The organism is Corynebacterium bouchesdurhonense, assembly GCF_900078305.2.
GTDB lineage: Bacteria > Actinomycetota > Actinomycetes > Mycobacteriales > Mycobacteriaceae > Corynebacterium > Corynebacterium bouchesdurhonense.
Map to the genome: position 1 here is coordinate 751,536 of NZ_LT546028.1, position 17,583 is coordinate 769,118.

Genomic DNA, 17,583 nt, shown 5'->3' on the forward strand with positions numbered 1-17,583 from the left:
GAGTGGGCAAGGGTGCGTTCGCGCGGCGGGTTACACTTGCCCCCATGCGCGTCGCCATGATCTCCATGCACACATCCCCGCTTGAGCAGCCGGGATCCGGCGATGCCGGGGGCATGAACGTCTACATCCACAACGTGGCAAGCCAGCTCGCCCGCCAGGGCACCGAGGTGGACGTGTTCACCCGAGCCACGCGCCCGAGCCAGGGCGAGGTAGTGGAGGTCGAGCCCGGGTACCGGGTGATCAACGTGGTCGCCGGGCCCTACGAGGGCCTGGAGAAGGAAGACCTGCCCACGCAACTCGCCGCTTTTGCCGGGTCAGTGGTGCAGTTCGCCCGCACCCACCATGCGGCGTATCACCTCATTCATTCCCACTACTGGTTGTCAGGCCAGGTTGGCTGGTTGCTTGCAGATCTCGCGGGGGTGCCGCTGGTGCACACCGGCCACACGTGGGCTGCGGTGAAGAACGCGGCGTCCGCGGACGGCACCACCGAAAGCGAGGCGCGCCGGATCTGCGAGCAGCAGCTGGTGGATAACGCCCAAACGTTGGTGGTCAACACGGCTGATGAAACCGTGCAGCTCTCCCGCTTCTATGACGTGGATCCGGCCAAGATCGCCGTGGTCAGCCCCGGGGCCGACACCGCGCTGTTCACCCCCGGCACCAACCGCAACACCGAGCAGTCGCGCCGCCAGCTCGGCATCCCGGTCCACGCCAAGGTGGTGGCGTTCGTGGGCCGGCTGCAGGATTTCAAGGGCCCCCAGGTGCTGCTGCGCGCGGCCGGGGAGCTGGCGCGGCGCGGCCGGGTGGACGCGCCGCTGCGGGTGCTGGTGTGCGGGGGAGCGTCGGGAAGCGGAAGCGTAGAGCGGTACCGCGAGCTCGCGCGCGAGGAGGGCATCGAGCACATCACGCGCTTCCTCGGCCCGCGCCCGCCGCAGGAGCTGGTGAGCATTTACCAGGCTGCGGACATCGTGGCCGTGCCCAGCTACAACGAGAGTTTCGGGCTGGTGGCGGTTGAGGCCCAGGCCACGGGCACGCCGGTGGTGGCCGCGCGCGTGGGTGGCCTCCCGCTCGCCGTTGCGGAGGGGGAGACGGGGCTGCTCGTGGATGGTCACGGCACGCAGGCGTGGGCCGACACACTCGAGCAATTGCTTATCGACGACCCCTTGAGAATCTCCATGGGCGAAGCCGCCGTCGCCCACGCCGCCACGTTCTCCTGGGCGGGTTCCGCCGAGCGACTGCGGGGCGTCTACGCCGACACCCTCGCCGGCTTCGTGCCCGGCGCCGGCACCCGGCAACCCGCCGGCGGCTGAGCGGTTTCGGCTGGTTGGGCCCTTGGGCCCGGCCCTAGCGGGAGCTGCCGGCGGCCAGCGCGGCGCCGGCCCAGTACGAGATGTTGGCGGCGTTGTCGCGCGCAACCTGCTGCAGCTGGGCCGGGTCTAGCTGGCCCTGCAGTGCGCTTTCGGCCGCCTGGCGGGCGTCCTGCTGCGCCTTGCCCAGCGCGTTGCCGAGCTCCTGCTGCGGGTTGGCGCGGTGCAGGTCCGGGTTGTCCTGCGCGATCTTGTCGGCCACGTACTGGGCCTCCACGCCGAAGGGGATGAACTCGTCGCGCGGGGCGGGGGCCGCCGGGGTGAAGTACTCGTTGACCTGCCCGTCCGGCACACCGTAGGCGTCCTCGATAATGCGGTCCGCCGGCTGCGCCTTGCCCAGGCTGTTGAACACGATGGTGCTCACGCCCACGGCGGCGCCGTCGCGAGGGTCGTAGTTGATACCGCCGGAATCGCCGGGCTGGTAGCGCAGCCCCCAGCTGTAGACGCCGTTGCGGGTGCGGCCCAGTTGGGTGCCGCAGGAACGCCCGGTGGTGGCGCCGTCCTTGCAGATCGGCTGGCCGAAATTGTCCACGGAGACTTCGCCGGGGGCCAGGGTGCGGAAGTCCCGGATCGAGGTGATGGCCACCGGGTCGCCCTGGGCGCCCCCGTTGGCGTTGCGTGACTGGGCGAGGTTGGAGGTGGCAACGGAGTCGTCGACAAGCACAACGGCCCAATCCGGGGCCTTGATGCTCAGCGCGGGGTTGCTGAGGTCCAGCGCGGCCGGGGGCACGTGGCTCGACTTGATGGTGCGCCCCACGCGCTCGTAGCCCGAGCCGCTGTTTACCGGCACTGTCACCGCGTCCGACACCGGCGGGTTGCCCAGCTTGCCGTCCACGCAGTGCGACGCGGTGAGGATGACGCGCTGGGTGGTGCCGTCCGGCAGCCGCACCGTGCCGACGGGGCCCTGGGAGCAGGTGTCCATCCAGAACTGCTTCGGCACCTTCACCTCCTGGCCTCGCTTGTTCTTCACCGTCTCCGGCGGGTCTTTCGGGAACACGCGCATCGGGGCGCCGGGAGCCGCCCACGCGGGCTCGGCTGCGGCGATGGCGGGGGAGGCGATGCCCGCGGCCGCGATGGCGGCCGAGGCGAGGGCTGCGGCAAGGGCCCGGGGTGGGTCATTCGGGTGCGCATAAACGCGACAATAGCGCGAAGTGCCTGCCTGCGGGGCCCAAATCGTGGCATGCTTGGGGGCATGGCTAACGGAAAGTTGATCCTTGTCCGTCACGGGCAGAGCAATTGGAACAAGTCCAACCAATTCACCGGCTGGGTGGACGTTGACCTGACCGAGCAAGGCGAGCGCGAAGCGGTGAACGCCGGCAAGCTCATGGTGGAAAAGGGCGTGCTGCCGGACGTGCTGTACACCTCCCTGTTGCGCCGCGCCATCCGCACCGCCAACATCGCGCTGAACGCCGCGGACCGCCACTGGATCCCGGTTGAGCGAAGCTGGCGCCTCAACGAGCGCCACTACGGCAAGCTGCAGGGCCTGAACAAGGCCGAGATCCGCGAGGAGTTCGGCGAGGAGCAGTTCATGGAGTGGCGCCGCTCCTACGACACCCCGCCGCCGGAGATCGACACGGACAACCAGTACGCGCAGACGGACGACCCGCGCTACGCCTTCCTGCCCGAGGTGCCCCGCACCGAGTGCCTGAAGGACGTGGTGGAGCGCTTCCTGCCGTACTACATCGACGAGATCGCGCCGCAGGCGATGGCCGGCAAGAACGTCATGATCGCCGCGCACGGCAACTCCCTTCGTGCCCTGGTCAAGTACCTGGACAACATCTCCGACGAGGACATCGCCGGCCTGAACATCCCCACCGGCATGCCCCTGGTCTACGAGCTCGACGAGCGCGGCCGCGTGCTCAACCCGGGCGGCACCTACCTGGACCCGGAAGCCGCCGAGGCCGGCGCCGCCGCAGTGGCCAACCAGGGCCAGAAGTAGGTGTCGCCACTCGCCGCGTTCCTCCTCGGTGTCGCGGTCACTGCCGCCGTAGCGCTCGGTGTGCGCTGGTTCACCCGTTGGCGCGGCCGCGCGCGGGAGGAGGCGGATGCGGGTGAGCGCGAGGTGGGTACCGTCAGCGAGCTGCTCAATCTCGCCGTGCAGGGCTCGCCCACCGGCATCGCCATCTTCAACCGGGGCGGGCGCGTGCTGATGTCCAACGCCCGGGCGCACGACATGTCCATCGTGCACGACAGGGCGATCAACCCCGAGGTGTGGGACGCGGCGCTGGTGGCGTTCGATGACTTGGAGGCCCACACCCTGGACTTGGACCTGCCGCGCCGGGCCACCGGCAGCCGGATCCGCAACGTGAGTGTGGTGGTCAAGCCGCTCGCGCTCACCGACAGCTCCTACGTCATCGCCTACTCCACCGACGAGTCTGAGAACGTGCGCATGGAGGCGGCTCGCCGCGACTTTGTAGCGAACGTCTCGCACGAGCTGAAGACACCGGTGGGAGGCATCGCCCTGCTCGCCGAGGCCCTCCTGCAGGATCCGGCTGACGAGGACATGGTGGATCACTTCGGCAACAAGCTCCTCAAAGAGGCCCACCGCATGGGCGACATGATCGCGGACCTGATCAGCCTGTCCAAGCTCCAGGGCGCCGAGGCCCTGCCGGAGATGGCGCCGGTGTGCATCGACGAGGTGATCGACGACGCGATTGCCCGCAACCACGTCACCGCCGAGAACCGCGACATCTCGCTCACGCGCGGCGCCGCCACCGGCATCGAGGTGATGGGGGACAAGGCGCTGCTCACCGCGGCGGTGTCCAACCTGGTCAGCAACGCCATCAACTACTCCCCGGACGGCCAGCCGGTGAGCATCTCGCAGAAGGTGGTGCGCGACAACGTGGTGTTGGTGCGGGTGACGGACCGCGGCATCGGCATCGCGCCCGAGGACCAAAAGCGCGTTTTCGAGCGCTTCTACCGGGTGGACAAGGCGAGGTCGCGCTCCACGGGCGGCACCGGTCTGGGCCTTGCCATTGTTAAGCACGTGGTGGCCAACCACGGCGGTAATATCAAACTGTGGTCGCGCCCCGGGACGGGGTCGACGTTCACCATCGAGCTGCCCATCTGGGCGGGCTCCGGCGCGGGCGGCGCGAGCGCGATGCTGCCCAAGAAGGACCCCAAGAAGGACCCCAGGAAGGACAAGGAGAAGCAATGACCACCATCCTCATTGTTGAGGACGAGGAATCCCTGGCGGAGCCCCTTGCCTACTTGCTCCAGAAAGAGGGCTTCACCACCGTCATCGCCCCGGACGGCACCAGCGCGCTTGACGAGTTCGCCGCCCAGCCGGTGGACCTGGTGCTGCTGGACCTCATGCTGCCCGGCATGAGCGGCACCGACGTGTGCAAGAGGTTGCGCGCCGAGTCGGACGTGCCCATCATCATGGTCACCGCCCGCGACTCGGAGATAGACAAGGTGGTTGGCCTCGAGCTCGGCGCGGACGATTACGTGACCAAGCCGTACTCCACCCGCGAGCTGGTGGCCCGCATCCGCGCCGTGCTGCGCCGCGGCCCAGAGGTGGAGGAGGTTGACGAGCCCGACGACCAGATCTTGGAGGTGGGTCGGGTGCGCATGGATGTGGAGAGGCACACTGTGCTTGTCGACGGTCAGCCGGTGGCCATGCCCCTGAAGGAGTTCGACCTCCTCGAGTACCTCATGCGCAACGCCGGGCGGGTGCTCACCCGCGGCCAGCTCATCGACCGCATCTGGGGCGCTGACTACGTGGGCGACACGAAGACCCTGGACGTGCACGTCAAGCGCCTGCGCACCAAGATTGAGCAGGTGCCGTCGCGGCCCAAGCAGCTGGTTACCGTGCGCGGACTGGGCTACAAGTTCGAGGCGTAAGCGCTGGCCGGGTGCTGGGCGCGGGCCTCGACCGGCAGTGCCCGGCGGGCCTCACAGTGCGCCGCGAGCACCTCGTAGGGGCGCTCGCCGATGAGCCCAACCAGCTCGTCTTTCATAGTGCGCCACACCGGCTCCAGTGAGCCGTCCGCCTGCGGGGCGTGGCAGGCGGGTGCGCCGCTGCACCACCAGTCGAAGTCCTCGCCCCCGCCGCCCCACTGACGACGGTCGTACTCGCCAATGGTGGTGCGCAGGATCTCCTGGCCGTCCGGGCGCTCCTGCCACTCGTCCTCGCGGGAGAAGGGAACCTGCCAGCACACCTCCGGTTTGGCGCGGAGCATGTCCTGGTCAGTGGCCGCGGCCCACTGGTGCAGGGCGCATCCGGGGCCGGTGCGCCAACCGCGGCGGTTGGCAAAGATGCAGGCGCCGTCGATGACGCGGGTTTTGATGTGGGGGCCGTCGTCGGAGGCGTCGTCAAGCGATTGCTCCTCCTCATCCCACTCGAGCCACGGCTCGAGCAGCGTCGGATCCGCCGCGGCCAGGTAGGAATCCACGTCCGCGGGGCGCAGCTGCCAGTACTCGGCGGGCATGTCGCTCACGGCGCGGTAGAGGTCATCCCGGTCCGACTCGTCCGCGAGGTACGCGCCGTGGATGCAGCAGCCCACCTCGGGCAGGGACTCGTCGATGCCGTGGCACTGCGGGGTGCCGAAGCGGCACGTCCAGGTGGACTCGAGCCACGTGAGGTCGATGCTGAAGTAGTGGTGCGGATCATCGGGGTGTACGAACTCGAACCACTCGCGCGGGAAATCCGGGGCAACCTCCCGCCCCGCCCCGATCGAGCGGCCCGCGGGAGAGTCCGCGGGGAAGCCGAGGAAGACCGGTTCTGGGCGGGGGGACAGTTGATTCACACCTCAGTACCGTAGACCCGTTACTCTTTTGTTGTGCGTTTAGGTGTTTTGGATGTAGGCAGCAACACTGTCCACCTCGTGGCGGTCGATGCTCACGGCGGCGCCCGCCCCACCCCGATGTCCGACTGGAAGCAGCCGCTGCGGCTCGTGGAGCTCTTGGACAAGAAGGGCAACATCGAGGAAAAGGGAGTGGACAAGCTTATCGACGCTGTCCAGGAGGCCTCCAGCCTGGCCGACAACCTCAAGTGCGAGGAGTTCCTCGCCTTCGCCACATCCGCCGTGCGCTCCGCCAAGAACGCCGACGAGGTGCTCAAGGCCGTGGAGAAGAAGACCGGCGTGAAGCTGCGCGTCATCTCCGGCGAAGAGGAGGCGCGCCTGACCTTCCTGGCCACCCGGCGCTGGTACGGCTGGTCCGCCGGACGCATTACCAACCTGGACATCGGCGGCGGTTCGCTGGAGATGTCCACGGGCACCGAGGAGGTGCCGGATTACGCCGTCTCCCTCGACCTCGGCGCCGGGCGCCTGACCCACGAGTGGTTCGACACCGACCCGCCGGAGCGCAAGAAGATCAACCTCCTGCGCGATTACATCGACGCCGAGCTGGCCGGGCCCGCCGAGCACTTCAAGCAGATGGGCGAGGCCGGGCTGGCCGTGGGCACATCCAAGACCTTCCGCTCGCTTGCCCGCCTCACCGGCGCGGCGCCGTCCTCAGCCGGCCCGTACGTGAAGCGCACGCTCACCGCCCCCGGCCTGCGCCAGCTCATCGCCTTCATCTCCCGCATGACCGCGGCGGACCGCGCGGAGCTCGAGGGCATTAACTCGGACCGCTCCCACCAGATTGTGGCCGGCGCGTTGGTGGCCGAAGCCGCAATGCGGGCTTTAAATATTGATAAGTTGGAGATCTGTCCGTGGGCGTTGCGCGAGGGTGTAATCCTGAAATGGATCGACCAAGGTCATGCCCCAGGTATCGATGAAGGAGAGGACGACTGATGTCTGAGGAGAAGCAGCTCACGGTCGCAGAAATCCTCGCGCGCGCGCAGCAGGAAAACCCCGAGGCGGGAGCGCGCCGCCGGCGCCGCCGCAGCCTGGAGGAGGGCGGCGTTTCCGTTGCCGAGCTCACCGGATCCATCAAGAAGGTGGAGGCGCGCCCGGTAGAGGCAAAGCACTCCAGCATCCCCATCGACGCCCCGGAGCCGGAGGCAACGCCGGTGACTGAGACCGCCCCGGTGCCGGAGGCAACGCCGGCGCCTGAGGCCACTCCGGTGCCGGAGGCAACGCCGGCGCCTGAGGCCACCCCGGTGCCTGCGCCGCAGACGCAGAAGCCGGCCCCCGCCTCCTCGACGCGGATCGTGACCGCGAAGCCGACGCCGAAGCCGGTGCCGAGCTCGAAGCAGGAACCTGAGCCGAAGGCGGAGCCGCGCCCGGTCGAACGCAAGACGGAGCCGCGCGCGTCGGAGGGCGAGACGACCGTATTTAAGAAGGTCACGGCGCCGGCTGCGGCACCGGAGCCAGCTGCGACACCGGAGCCGGAGCCGGTGCGGGTCGAAGCGGCGACTCAGACTCACGGGGGCGTCGAAAAGCAAGAGCCCGCTGCGGCCGCGGTTGAAACCGCGCCGGTGGCGCAGAGGGACGACTTCGACCCATTCGCGGAGAACTTCAGCGCGGCCGGGGACGCGGCGGCGGTGCCGGCTGAGGAGATTGTGGTGGAGGAGGCCACGGTCAACCCGATCGTTTTGGTGCTGCTCGTCTTCCTCGGCGTGGTGCTGGGCGTGCTCGGCTTCCTGCTGTTCAAGTGGATCTGGGCGAACACCATGGCTGTAGTGGCGGCGCTGCTCGGCGTCGCCGCGGTTGCGGGCGTGGTGGCCGGCGTCGGCGCGATGCGCCACGGCCGCGACGCGCTGACCATGGCGCTGGCGGGACTCGCCGCGGCGGTGGCCGCGTTCGGCCCGGCACTGCTCTAAGTGCCGCTTCGGCCTAGGCTGGGCCGCATGGAACACATCGCAGTCATCGGCGCCGGCAACATCGGCGAGGCCCTGATCGCGGGGCTCGTGGAATCCGGGGTGGAACCGCGCCGCATCACCGCCACCAACCGCTCCCAGGAGCGCTCCGCCTACTTGGCGGGCACGTACGGGGTGGCGGTGGAGCAGGATAACCGCGCCGCGGTGGGGGACGCGGCCTTCGTCTTCCTCTGCGTGAAGCCGGGCCAGATCGCGCCGGTGCTGGAGGAGATCGGCGACGAGCTCGATGCCGGTGACGGCAATGCCGTGGTGATCTCCATGGCGGCGGGCGTGAGCCTGGCCTCGATGGAGGAGGCCTTGCCGTCGGCGGGCATGCCGGTGGTGCGCGTCATGCCGAACACCCCGATGCTGGTGGGCAAGGGCGTGCTCGCGGTGAGCTTCGGCCGCTTCGTGGACGAGGAGCAGCGCGGGCAGATCCGAGAGCTACTCGCCGCCGCCGGCCGAGTGGTGGAGGTGGAGGAGCAGAAGATGGACGCCGTGACGGCGCTGTCAGGCTCCGGCCCCGCGTATTACTTCCTGCTCACCGAGGCGCTGATCGACGCCGGTGTGGCCCTGGGCCTGCCGCGGGATCTCGCGCAGACACTTGCCGGCGCCACGGCCGCCGGGGCGGGCGCGATGCTCGACGGCGACGCGGACCCGGCCCAGCTGCGCGCCGCCGTGTCCTCGCCGGCGGGCACCACGGTGGCGGCCCTGCGGGAGTTCGAGGAATCCGGCCTGCGCGGCGCCGTGTTCCGCGCCACCGATGCCTGCGCTAAGCGCTCGGCGGAGCTGGGCTAGCCGCCCTGAAGTCCTGCCGCGAGACCCGCGCCGGGCGCCCAGCCCCCGCTTTCACTCAAGTGCTCACCAGTAACCACCGGTAATCACGGGTACTCACCCGCGCTCAGGCGGTTCACCAGCCAACACTCAGCACACTGAAAAATTTGCAGCTCACAAGTCGCCAGTGGCACTCAGTTCACGCTAGGCTGTTTGGAGCACGTGCGTGTCCGTTCTGCGGGAGGGGAAGCCTGCAGCGCGCCTGATGTGCGGAAGGTTGAATACAACATGGCAAATGATGAGAAGGGTAAGTTCCTCACCGTTGCGGAAGTCGCGGAGATCATGCGCGTTTCCAAGATGACCGTGTACCGCCTGGTGCACTCCGGCGAGCTGCCGGCGGTGCGCGTGGGCCGCTCGTTCCGCGTGAACGAGTCCGCGGTCGGCGAGTACCTCGAGTCCTCGGTGTACAACGTTGAGACGGACGCGTCCTAGGGCTTTTCCCTTACGCGCGCCCCTCCGCTCCGGTGCCCGCCCAGCTTTGGGCGGGCACCGGAATTTTTTGTCATCGCTGCCCGCGGCGCTATGCTGTTACCCATTCATGCTGGCCCTGCCCCGCACGGGAGTGCACCTCGGCGGGCAGCCGCGGATCGCTTGCCGGCCCGCGGTGGCGGCCGGCGGACTGTACATGTACACCGAAGAAATGAGGCACCCAAATGGGCTCAGTGATTAAGAAGCGCCGCAAGCGCATGTCCAAGAAGAAGCACCGCAAGATGCTGCGCCGCACCCGCGTGCAGCGTCGCAAGCTGGGTAAGTAACGCCCCGCGAGGCTTGCAGCCCGTTTCCGGTACGTTCCGGGAGCGGGCTTTTGCTTATCGACGCCCCCTTGCAGCCCACACAACCCCCGCCGCAACCGCCCCCGCGGCCGCGGCCGGGGCGAGGTAGGAGCGCGCGAGGCGGCGCACCGAGCGGTAGTCCCGCACCGCCCAGCCCCGCTGCCTGGCATACCGGCGCAGCTTGCGGTCCGGGTTGACCGCCACCGGCGAGCCGACCATCTCCAGCATGGGCAGGTCATTGATGCTGTCCGAGTACGCGGTACAGCGCTCCAGGTCCAGCTGCTGGATGGCGGCCAGGGCCGCCACGGCGTGCTGCTTGCCCGGCCCGTGCAGGATGTCGCCCACGAGGCGGCCGGTGAACTTCCCGTCCTCCTCCTCCGCCACGGTGCCCAGCGCTCCGGTGAAGCCGAGGCGCTCCGCCAGCGCCTGCCCGATCTGCACCGGGGTGGCGGAGACCAGCCACACCTGCTGCCCGGCGGCGATGTGCATGGCGGCGAGGTCCACGGTGGACTCGTAGGCCTTGGTCAGCATGTGCCGGTCCACGATGTCCTTGCACAGCGCCTGGAGCTCCGCCACGGACTTGCCCTTGACAATGCTGAGCGCCTGCTCGCGGCCTTCCGCGATATCCGCCGGGTTTTCGGAGCCGGAGAGGCGGTAGCGCAGCTGCTTGACCAGGGCCGGGGCCAGCTCGCGCACCGAGATGAAGCGGCGCTTGGCCAACTCCTCTGCCAGCAGGATGAGCGACGAGCCCTGGATGAGGGTGTTGTCCACGTCGAAGAACGCCGCCGCGCCCGTGTCCACCGGCACGTCCGGGTCGGGCTGCGTGAGGTGCGGCCGGCCCGCCGCGGCGAAGGCGCCGCCCACGGAGTGCACGCCCACCGAGAAGTCCTCGATCCCGATGCCGAAGGTTTCCTCGATCGCGGCGGCGGCCGCGGCCTCGCCGGCCGCGCGCTGGGCCTCCTCGTCGATCGGCGGCAGCGCGAGATCTTCGAAGAAGCGGCGCAAGTTGCCGTGGGAGACGGACCACTGGGCCAGGATTTCCTTCGGCTCGGCCATCGCTTCCGTCACCATCTTTCTCCGGGGTGTCGGCCCGGGGTGCTAGCTTATGCGGGTTGGCGCTAATGGTACCGCTATCGCGTCCGCGGGAAGGAGCTGCAATGTCTGCGGGGAATGAAAGGTCTACGCCCACGGAGCCGACGGTTGGGCCGACGGTGGAGTTGATGGTGCGCTCCACGTGCGGGTCGTGTGCGAGGGTGGCGGCGCAGATTACGCCGGTCGTCGACAAGCATGATGCCCACCTTGTGCTGGTTGACGTGGACGGCGACCCTGAGCTGGCCGCGGAGTACGGGGACCGGGTGCCCGTGGTGGTGATAGACGGCGAGGAGTTCGCGTGCTGGGAAGTGGACAACGCGGAGCTGGAGGCGGAGCTTTCGGGCCTTCGGGGTGGGAGGGAACCCGAGGGCTATACTTTCGGTTGATTTTGAGTTTGGGAGGCGTTGCGTGAGCGTACTGGTGGTAGGGATGTCGCACAGGTCTGCGCCGGTGGCGCTGCTTGAGCGGCTCAGCATGGACGACTCCGTGCAGCGCCGCACCGCGACAGCGCTGGTGGAGCGGGCGTCGCTGAGCGAGGCCATGATTATCTCCACCTGCAACCGGCTGGAGATCTACACGGTAACCAGCGCGTTCCACTCCGGCGTGGAGGACGTGCTGGCGGTGCTGGCGGACGTCTCAGGCGTGTCCGACGCGGAGCTGCGCTCCTACCTCTATGTGCGCTACGCGGATGCCGCGGCCGAGCACCTGTTCTCCGTGGCCGCGGGGCTGGATTCGATGGTGGTGGGCGAGCAGCAGATTATCGGCCAGGTACGCGCCGCCTACCAGGACGCGGCGGACCGCGGCACCGTGGGCGCGACCCTGCACTCGCTGGCGCAGACCGCGCTGCACACCGGCAAGCGCGTGCACACCGAGACGGACATCGACGATGCCGGCAGCTCCATGGTCACCTTCGCGCTGGACGAGGCGATGCAGCTGTTGGGCCTGGACACCCTTGAGGGGAAGACGGCGCTGGTGCTCGGTGCGGGCGCGATGAGCTCCCTGGCTGCCACGCAGCTGGGCAAACGCGGCGTGGACAAGCTGATCTTGGCCAACCGCACCCGCTCGCGCGCCGAGCGGGTGGCGGAGCACTCCCGCGAGGCGGGGGTGCCGGCGGAAGTGGTGGACTTCAACGCCCGCGCGGGCGCGCTGGCGCGGGTGGACTTGGCCGTGTCCGCCACGGCGTCGGACGGCTTCACCATCACCGCCGAAGACATCTCCGGGCCCACCGTGCTGGTGGACCTCTCGCTGCCGCGCGACATCGCGGACGACGTGACGCAGCACGTCGGGGTGCACCTGATCAACATCGAGTACCTGCACGGCCGCCGTGGGCAGACGAAGACGAAGGACTCGTTGGCGCTGCGCCGCGCCCAGGACATCGTCGCCGAGGAGGCGCTGGCCTTCGGCTCGCAGCAGCGCGTGCGCGAGGTTGCGCCGACGGTGGCGCGGTTGCGCCGCTCGGCCGCGGAAATCCAGGCCGAGGAACTGGGCCGGTTGCGCGGGAAGCTGCCCCACTTGAGCGAGGAGGACTTCGAGCAGGTGTCGCGCTCGCTCAAGCGCGTGGTGGACAAGCTCCTGCACACCCCGACGGTGAAGATCAAGGAGCTGGCCGCGTCCTCGGAGCCGGTCAGCGTGGAGATGGCCATCGAGGAGCTGTTCGGGCTCGAGCAGGCTTCCGGCGCCGCCTCCATCGCAGTGGACGCCCAGCGGCTTCCCCGCCCAGAAGAGATGAACGCAAAGGAGCACTCATGATGCGCATCGGCACCCGCGGTTCCCACCTCGCGGTCACCCAGTCCGGCCACGTCCGGGACCAGCTCATTGCACACGGCGCCCAGGCGGAGCTGCAGATTGTCACCACCGCCGGGGATCTCTCCCAGGCGCCCGTGGAGCGCATCGGGGTGGGCGTGTTCACCTCCGCGCTGCGCGACGCGCTCTTCGCGGGCACCGTGGACGTGGCCGTCCACTCCTTCAAGGATCTCCCCACCGCGGAGGAGCCGCGCGCCCACTTGGTCGTACCCGAGCGCGAGGACAACAGGGAGGCGCTCATCGCCCGCGACGGGCTGACGCTTGCAGAGCTGCCCGCCGGCGCCCGCGTGGGCACCTCCGCGCCGCGCCGCATCTCGCAGCTGCGCGCGATCCGCCCCGACCTGGACATCCGCCCGCTGCGCGGCAACATCGAGACCAGGATGGGCTACGTGGAGTCAGGGGAACTCGACGCCATCGTGCTGGCATTTGCTGGGCTTTCGCGCGGCGGGTACGGGGAGCGCGCGACGCAGCTTTTCGACGCCTCCGTGTTCATGCCCGCCCCAGCCCAGGGCGCCCTGGCGGTGGAGTGCCGGGCCGGGGACGCCAAGACCCGCGCCGCGATCGACGCCCTGGCTGACGCGGACGCCACCGCCCAGGCAACCGCGGAGCGCCAGGTGCTGGCCGCGCTGGAGGCGGGCTGTACCGCGCCGGTGGCGGCGTACGCCACCGTGGACGGCGGCGAGATTACCCTGCGCGCGGGCGTATTCGCACTGGATGGGTCGACCCAGCTCACCGAGACGGCGCGGGGCACCGACCCCGTCTCCCTCGGCCGCTCGGTGGCGGCCGCGCTGCTGGAACGGGGCGCGGCGCAGATTATGGAGTAGGCGGTCAGGCGCCGGCGCGGTTTTTGTTCCTGTTTTTGTTTCGCGGGCACTCCACTTTAAGGTGGAGGAGATACCATACGTCTTCTCGTCTCGGCGTCACCGGGGTCCGTTTGCACCCGTGATGGCCGGGACCACTATTTGTGCCATAGAAAAGATCGTTGCATGACATTGGGAAAGATCGTCTTTGTCGGCGCTGGGCCGGGCAACCCCGACCTGCTCACGATCCGTGCCCGCGAGGTACTGGAATCTAATGCTATAGCCCTGGTTGATCCGGAGGTCTCTGAGGGGGTCCGAAACGTGGTCGCGGCCCAGCTGCCGGTGCCGCAAACCAAGCTGGACAAGGCCGAGGCGGCGTACGAGGCGCTGGTCGCGGAGGCCAAGGAGGCCGGCGCCCGGCGCAAGCCGCCCCGCCCCGCCGCCCCCACCGCGGCCGAGGTCAGCGAGGTGGGATTGGGCGAAGAGGGGATCGTCGACAAGCTTAAGCTCGCGCTGGAGGAGTCCGCGGCCGCGGTCGAGCGCGGCGAAGGCGGCGAAGGCGACGTGGTGCGCCTGGTGTGCGGCAACCCCCTGACCCGCGATTCCGTGATGGACGAGGTCTCCGCCGTGGCCGCCGCTGGCCTGGAGTTCCAGGTGGTGCCCGGAATGTCCCTGCCGTCCACCGTGCCCACCTTCGCCGGCATCGCGCTCGGCTCCACCTACACCGAGACCGACCTGGCCAACAGCTCCGTGGACTGGGACCAGCTGGCCACCGCGCCGCAGCCCCTGGTGTTCCAGGCGTCCAAGGAGCACCTGGAGGAGATGGCGCAGCAGCTCATGCAGCGCGGCTTTGCCGGCTCCACCGACGTGACTGTGACGGTCAACGGCACCACCCGCCTGCAGCGCACCTTCGACGCGACGCTTGAGACCGTGGGCAAGCTCGACGCGGACCTTTCAGGCCCGCTGATTGTCACCCTCGGCACCGTGGCAGACGAGCGCGCGAAGTACTCCTGGTGGGAGAACCGGCCGCTGTACGGGTGGCGCGTGCTCGTGCCGCGCGCCAAGGACCAGGCCGGGCCGATGAACGCGCGGTTGAGCTCCTACGGCGCCATCCCGCAGTCCGTGCCCACCATCTCCATGGAGCCGCCGCGCAACCCGGCGCAGATGGACCGCGCGATCAAGGGCATCGTGGAGGGTCGCTACCAGTGGGTGGTCTTCACCTCCACCAACGCCGTTGACGCGGTGTGGGACAAGTTTGAGGAGCTGGGGCTCGATGCCCGCTCGTTCGCCGGCGTGCACCTGGCGGCGGTGGGGCAGCGCACCGCCGACGCGATCCGCGCCCGCGGCATGTTCCCGGAGCTGGTGCCCCACCGCACGAAGCAGAACGCGGCCGGCCTGGTCGAGGCGTTCCCCGACTACGTGGAGGACATTGACCCGGTCTCCCGCGTGCTGCTGCCGCGCGCCGACCTAGGCACCGACGTGCTGGTGGACGGCCTGGTGGAGAAGGGCTGGGAGGTCGACGACGTGGTGGCCTACCGCACCGTGCGCGCCGCCCCACCCGCGCCCGAGGTGCGCGACATGATCAAAACCGGCGGCTTCGACGCGGTCTGCTTCACCAGCGCGTCCACCGTGAAGAACCTGGTGGGCATCGCCGGCAAGCCGCACCAGCGCACCATCATCGCCTGCATTGGCCCGATGACCGCGGCCGAGGCCCGCGAGCAGGGGTTGCGGGTGGATGTCGTCCCCGAGGTTGCTGACGTGCCTTCGCTTGTCGACGCCCTGGCCGACCACGTCGCTGACCTCCGCGCCGCAGGCCAGCTGCCGCCCCCGCGCAAGAAGCGCCGCGCCCGCCGCAAGCCGGCCGACGCCGCGGGAGATGTAGCGGCCGCGCAGGCGGGGGAGCCGGAGGGCACCGCCGATTCCGCGGGCGCGGAAGAACCGGAAGAATAGGCCGGGTTGGGGGGGCGTCCTAAGATGGGGCGCATGCCACTGCAACCCGACTTCGAATCCGGCAACACCGACGTCTTCCTGCCCCGGCGGCCCCGCCGCCTGCGGCAGAACCCGCAGATCCGCGCCCTGGCCGCGGAGACCCGCCTGCACCCGGCGGACTTCATCCTGCCGGTGTTCGCCGCAGACGGGATCGGGGAGAAGCGCGAGATCTCCTCGATGCCGGGCGTGTACCAGCACACCACCGACTCGCTGAAAACGCTCTGCCACGAGGCGCTCGAGGCGGGCGTGACCTGCGTGGACGTGTTCGGCGTGCCGTTGGACGAGGACAAGGACGCCACCGGCTCCGTGGCGTGGGCGGAGGACGGCGTGCTCAACCGCACCCTCGCCGCCCTGCGCGAGGAGTTCGGCAATGACCTGGTGATTATGGCCGACACGTGCCTGGACGAGTTCACCGATCACGGCCACTGCGGCGTGGTGCGCACCGACCGCTGGGGCCGGGACGTGGTGGACAACGACGCGACTCTGCCGCTGTACGTGAAGATGGCGGTGGCGCAGGCTGACGCGGGCGCGCACATCGTAAGCCCCTCCGGGATGATGGACGGCCAGGTGGGCGTTATCCGCGAGGCGCTCGACGCGGCCGGCCACCAGGACGTGGCCATCATGGCGTACTCCGCAAAGTACGCGTCCAAGTTCTTCGGCCCGTTCCGGGACGCGGTCGGCTCCTCCCTCAAGGGGGACCGCCGCACCTACCAGCAGGACCCGGCCAACATCCGCGAGTCCCTCCTGGAAACCCAGCTGGACATCGACGAGGGCGCGGACTTTGTGATGGTCAAGCCCGCCATGCCGTACCTGGACGTGCTGGCCAAGGTGGCGGAGATGTCGCCCGTGCCGGTGGCCGCGTACCAGGTGTCCGGTGAGTACGCCATGATGGTGGCCGCTGGCCAGAACGGCTGGATCGACTTCGAGGAGACCATGATGGAGGCGCTGACCTCCATCAAGCGCGCGGGCGCGGACCAGATCTTCACCTACTACGCCATCGAGGCCTCGAAGCGGCTGCGCGGTGAGGGGGGCGACCGTGGTTAGCCTCCCGCCGCCAAACCCGGGCTCCGGGTCGCACGTTGAGCCGCGTGCGGTCGCCGGCCCGCACCCCGAGAAGGGCTCGAAGCCGGAGGCCGTGCGCTACATGCTGGTCTGCTGGGCCGTGATGATCGCCGGCGAGCTGCTGCACCAGCTGCTCACCGTGATCTCGGTGGTGATCGACCCGGCGCCGCTGAAGGAATCCGCCAAGCAGGCCGCGAAGAGTCAGGGTGACGCGCTGAGCGATGCCACGCTCCATGCCGGTATGTGGGCCACCGTGGTGGTGGCTGGGCTGATCCAGCTGGCTATCATCGGCGTCTTCGCGGCGGGTCTGAACGCGATCTCCTCGCAGAAGAAGTGGGCTCCGGGGGCTCGCCGGATGCTGCAGATCTTCGCCGGGTTCTTTGCCATCCGCGCCGCCGCGCTCTACGTCGCGCTGCCGAGCTCCACGGCGGTGCCGGGGGCGTTCTTCGCGGCCGACGGCATCATCCAGATCATCCTTGCCGTAGCGGGTGTGTTAGGCGTGATCTACTCTTCGCAGAAGGAATCGCGCGATTACGTGGAGGCGGGCGCGGACACGAAACCGGGCGGCGGTGCGGGCGGGCCCGCCCGATAAAACCCGCCACATACATAAGGAGCGAGACGGGCATGCCGAACATGTACCCAACGATGATCTCCGACCCGAGCGATCGGAACCGCCGGTTCACCGGCGAGGTGGGCGACACCTGGCCGCAGTCCCTGAAGTGGGGCTACCGGTTGCTGCTCGCCGCGGCGGTGCTCATGCTCGTCACCGGGCTGATGCTGCTGAAATCGGGCGTGCCCGCGGACATCGACCCGGAGGTGCGGGGCACCTTCCGCGGAAACCTCTTCATCGTCTCCCTCGGCAACATCGTCCTGGGGCTCTGCCTCGCCGGCGCGGCGTCCTTTTTCGAGCGCGGGTCGAAGGCGGCCCGCCGGTGGGCGGCCGGGTTCGCGCTGGCGACCATCTTCCTCAACTTCGCCGGCTTCTTCGTCGGCGTGTCGGGCACGGTGTCTTTTGTCATCGTCGCCCTCGTCGCGTTCGCCATGTTCGCGGCGTTCCGCCCGGCGGCCAACGCGTATGTGGACGCGCAGAGCGGCGATCTGTGGCGGGGGGTGAAGTAGCC

At 69.2% G+C, this 17,583-nt stretch carries 19 protein-coding genes; 16 read left to right on the forward strand and 3 right to left on the reverse strand.

Features of this window, described 5'->3' with window-relative positions; translation table 11 throughout:
• Window positions 1–44 precede the first annotated feature (44 nt).
• Complete coding sequence (gene mshA / locus BN4252_RS08210; protein ID WP_066528880.1) at window positions 45–1,307, forward strand: D-inositol-3-phosphate glycosyltransferase; 1,263 nt, start codon at window positions 45–47, stop codon at window positions 1,305–1,307.
• Window positions 1,308–1,341: 34 nt separating this feature from the next.
• On the opposite strand, the gene BN4252_RS11345 is transcribed toward mshA, so the two are convergent.
• Window positions 1,342–2,589 (reverse strand): chymotrypsin family serine protease, encoded by a 1,248-nt coding sequence (locus BN4252_RS11345; RefSeq protein ID WP_187370937.1) that lies wholly within the window; start codon window positions 2,587–2,589, stop codon window positions 1,342–1,344.
• Between BN4252_RS11345 and BN4252_RS08225 the strand changes: the two genes are divergently transcribed.
• Genes BN4252_RS08225 through BN4252_RS08235 form a run of 3 tightly spaced genes read left to right on the forward strand, consistent with a single transcriptional unit; the run spans window position 2,557 to window position 5,207 of the window.
• Window positions 2,557–3,303, forward strand: coding sequence for a phosphoglyceromutase (locus BN4252_RS08225; protein ID WP_066528886.1), 747 nt, complete (start codon window positions 2,557–2,559; stop codon window positions 3,301–3,303). The genes BN4252_RS11345 and BN4252_RS08225 overlap by 33 nt on opposite strands.
• Window positions 3,304–4,521 carry a sensor histidine kinase gene (locus BN4252_RS08230; RefSeq protein WP_066528889.1) on the forward strand — a complete coding sequence of 406 codons (1,218 nt, stop codon included), beginning with the start codon at window positions 3,304–3,306 and terminating at the stop codon, window positions 4,519–4,521.
• Complete coding sequence (locus BN4252_RS08235) at window positions 4,518–5,207, forward strand: response regulator transcription factor (protein WP_066528891.1); 690 nt, start codon at window positions 4,518–4,520, stop codon at window positions 5,205–5,207. The genes BN4252_RS08230 and BN4252_RS08235 overlap by 4 nt, the downstream gene beginning before the upstream one ends.
• On the opposite strand, the gene BN4252_RS08240 is transcribed toward BN4252_RS08235, so the two are convergent.
• Window positions 5,189–6,112, reverse strand: a complete 924-nt coding sequence (locus BN4252_RS08240) for a hypothetical protein (RefSeq protein WP_066528893.1) — start codon at window positions 6,110–6,112, stop codon at window positions 5,189–5,191. The genes BN4252_RS08235 and BN4252_RS08240 overlap by 19 nt on opposite strands.
• Before the next feature lie 33 nt (window positions 6,113–6,145).
• Here BN4252_RS08240 and BN4252_RS08245 point away from each other — a divergent pair, with 33 nt between their 5' ends.
• The 5 genes from BN4252_RS08245 (at window position 6,146) to BN4252_RS08265 (ending at window position 9,698) form a co-directional block, all read left to right on the forward strand.
• Window positions 6,146–7,102: a Ppx/GppA phosphatase family protein gene (locus tag BN4252_RS08245; RefSeq protein ID WP_066528894.1), complete on the forward strand. Its 957-nt coding sequence runs from the start codon at window positions 6,146–6,148 to the stop codon at window positions 7,100–7,102.
• On the forward strand, window positions 7,102–8,073 hold the full coding sequence (locus tag BN4252_RS08250; protein WP_066528897.1) for a hypothetical protein: 972 nt from the start codon (window positions 7,102–7,104) through the stop codon (window positions 8,071–8,073). The genes BN4252_RS08245 and BN4252_RS08250 overlap by 1 nt, the downstream gene beginning before the upstream one ends.
• Window positions 8,074–8,100: 27 nt before the next feature.
• Window positions 8,101–8,907 carry a pyrroline-5-carboxylate reductase gene (proC, locus tag BN4252_RS08255; RefSeq protein ID WP_066528901.1) on the forward strand — a complete coding sequence of 269 codons (807 nt, stop codon included), beginning with the start codon at window positions 8,101–8,103 and terminating at the stop codon, window positions 8,905–8,907.
• 264 nt (window positions 8,908–9,171) lie between these two features.
• Window positions 9,172–9,375: a helix-turn-helix domain-containing protein gene (locus BN4252_RS08260; RefSeq protein WP_066528903.1), complete on the forward strand. Its 204-nt coding sequence runs from the start codon at window positions 9,172–9,174 to the stop codon at window positions 9,373–9,375.
• 221 nt (window positions 9,376–9,596) lie between these two features.
• Window positions 9,597–9,698, forward strand: coding sequence for a 30S ribosomal protein bS22 (locus tag BN4252_RS08265; protein WP_003855542.1), 102 nt, complete (start codon window positions 9,597–9,599; stop codon window positions 9,696–9,698).
• A gap of 54 nt (window positions 9,699–9,752) precedes the next feature.
• Here the strand turns inward: BN4252_RS08265 and BN4252_RS08270 are convergent, their stop codons facing one another.
• The gene (locus tag BN4252_RS08270; protein WP_230208613.1) at window positions 9,753–10,772 is read right to left on the reverse strand and encodes an HAD family hydrolase; all 1,020 of its coding nucleotides are present in this window, start codon (window positions 10,770–10,772) and stop codon (window positions 9,753–9,755) included.
• 101 nt (window positions 10,773–10,873) lie between these two features.
• Between BN4252_RS08270 and BN4252_RS08275 the strand changes: the two genes are divergently transcribed.
• The 7 genes from BN4252_RS08275 to BN4252_RS08305 all read left to right on the forward strand — a co-directional run bounded on the left by BN4252_RS08275 (window position 10,874) and on the right by BN4252_RS08305 (window position 17,581).
• Window positions 10,874–11,194: a glutaredoxin family protein gene (locus tag BN4252_RS08275; RefSeq protein ID WP_066528907.1), complete on the forward strand. Its 321-nt coding sequence runs from the start codon at window positions 10,874–10,876 to the stop codon at window positions 11,192–11,194.
• A gap of 22 nt (window positions 11,195–11,216) precedes the next feature.
• Window positions 11,217–12,557: a glutamyl-tRNA reductase gene (locus tag BN4252_RS08280; protein WP_078056845.1), complete on the forward strand. Its 1,341-nt coding sequence runs from the start codon at window positions 11,217–11,219 to the stop codon at window positions 12,555–12,557.
• The gene (gene hemC / locus BN4252_RS08285; RefSeq protein WP_066528911.1) at window positions 12,554–13,435 is read left to right on the forward strand and encodes a hydroxymethylbilane synthase; all 882 of its coding nucleotides are present in this window, start codon (window positions 12,554–12,556) and stop codon (window positions 13,433–13,435) included. Before BN4252_RS08280 ends, hemC begins: the two co-directional genes overlap by 4 nt.
• A 162-nt stretch (window positions 13,436–13,597) precedes the next feature.
• Window positions 13,598–15,361: a bifunctional uroporphyrinogen-III C-methyltransferase/uroporphyrinogen-III synthase gene (locus tag BN4252_RS08290; RefSeq protein WP_066528913.1), complete on the forward strand. Its 1,764-nt coding sequence runs from the start codon at window positions 13,598–13,600 to the stop codon at window positions 15,359–15,361.
• Window positions 15,362–15,394: 33 nt separating this feature from the next.
• Window positions 15,395–16,444, forward strand: coding sequence for a porphobilinogen synthase (gene hemB, locus BN4252_RS08295; RefSeq protein ID WP_066528918.1), 1,050 nt, complete (start codon window positions 15,395–15,397; stop codon window positions 16,442–16,444).
• The gene (locus BN4252_RS08300; RefSeq protein WP_066528920.1) at window positions 16,437–17,054 is read left to right on the forward strand and encodes a hypothetical protein; all 618 of its coding nucleotides are present in this window, start codon (window positions 16,437–16,439) and stop codon (window positions 17,052–17,054) included. Before hemB ends, BN4252_RS08300 begins: the two co-directional genes overlap by 8 nt.
• Window positions 17,055–17,086: 32 nt before the next feature.
• Window positions 17,087–17,581, forward strand: coding sequence for a hypothetical protein (locus tag BN4252_RS08305; protein WP_066528926.1), 495 nt, complete (start codon window positions 17,087–17,089; stop codon window positions 17,579–17,581).
• Window positions 17,582–17,583: the final 2 nt, after the last annotated feature.

Coding starts and splice junctions, on each gene's coding strand:
- mshA (WP_066528880.1), top strand. CDS start 45: ATGCGCGTCGCCATGATCTCCATGCACACATCCCCGCTTGAGCAGCCG.
- BN4252_RS08225 (WP_066528886.1), top strand. CDS start 2,557: ATGGCTAACGGAAAGTTGATCCTTGTCCGTCACGGGCAGAGCAATTGG.
- BN4252_RS08235 (WP_066528891.1), top strand. CDS start 4,518: ATGACCACCATCCTCATTGTTGAGGACGAGGAATCCCTGGCGGAGCCC.
- BN4252_RS08250 (WP_066528897.1), top strand. CDS start 7,102: ATGTCTGAGGAGAAGCAGCTCACGGTCGCAGAAATCCTCGCGCGCGCG.
- proC (WP_066528901.1), top strand. CDS start 8,101: ATGGAACACATCGCAGTCATCGGCGCCGGCAACATCGGCGAGGCCCTG.
- BN4252_RS08260 (WP_066528903.1), top strand. CDS start 9,172: ATGGCAAATGATGAGAAGGGTAAGTTCCTCACCGTTGCGGAAGTCGCG.
- BN4252_RS08265 (WP_003855542.1), top strand. CDS start 9,597: ATGGGCTCAGTGATTAAGAAGCGCCGCAAGCGCATGTCCAAGAAGAAG.
- BN4252_RS08270 (WP_230208613.1), bottom strand. CDS start 10,772: ATGGCCGAGCCGAAGGAAATCCTGGCCCAGTGGTCCGTCTCCCACGGC.
- BN4252_RS08275 (WP_066528907.1), top strand. CDS start 10,874: ATGTCTGCGGGGAATGAAAGGTCTACGCCCACGGAGCCGACGGTTGGG.
- hemC (WP_066528911.1), top strand. CDS start 12,554: ATGATGCGCATCGGCACCCGCGGTTCCCACCTCGCGGTCACCCAGTCC.
- BN4252_RS08290 (WP_066528913.1), top strand. CDS start 13,598: ATGACATTGGGAAAGATCGTCTTTGTCGGCGCTGGGCCGGGCAACCCC.
- hemB (WP_066528918.1), top strand. CDS start 15,395: ATGCCACTGCAACCCGACTTCGAATCCGGCAACACCGACGTCTTCCTG.
- BN4252_RS08305 (WP_066528926.1), top strand. CDS start 17,087: ATGCCGAACATGTACCCAACGATGATCTCCGACCCGAGCGATCGGAAC.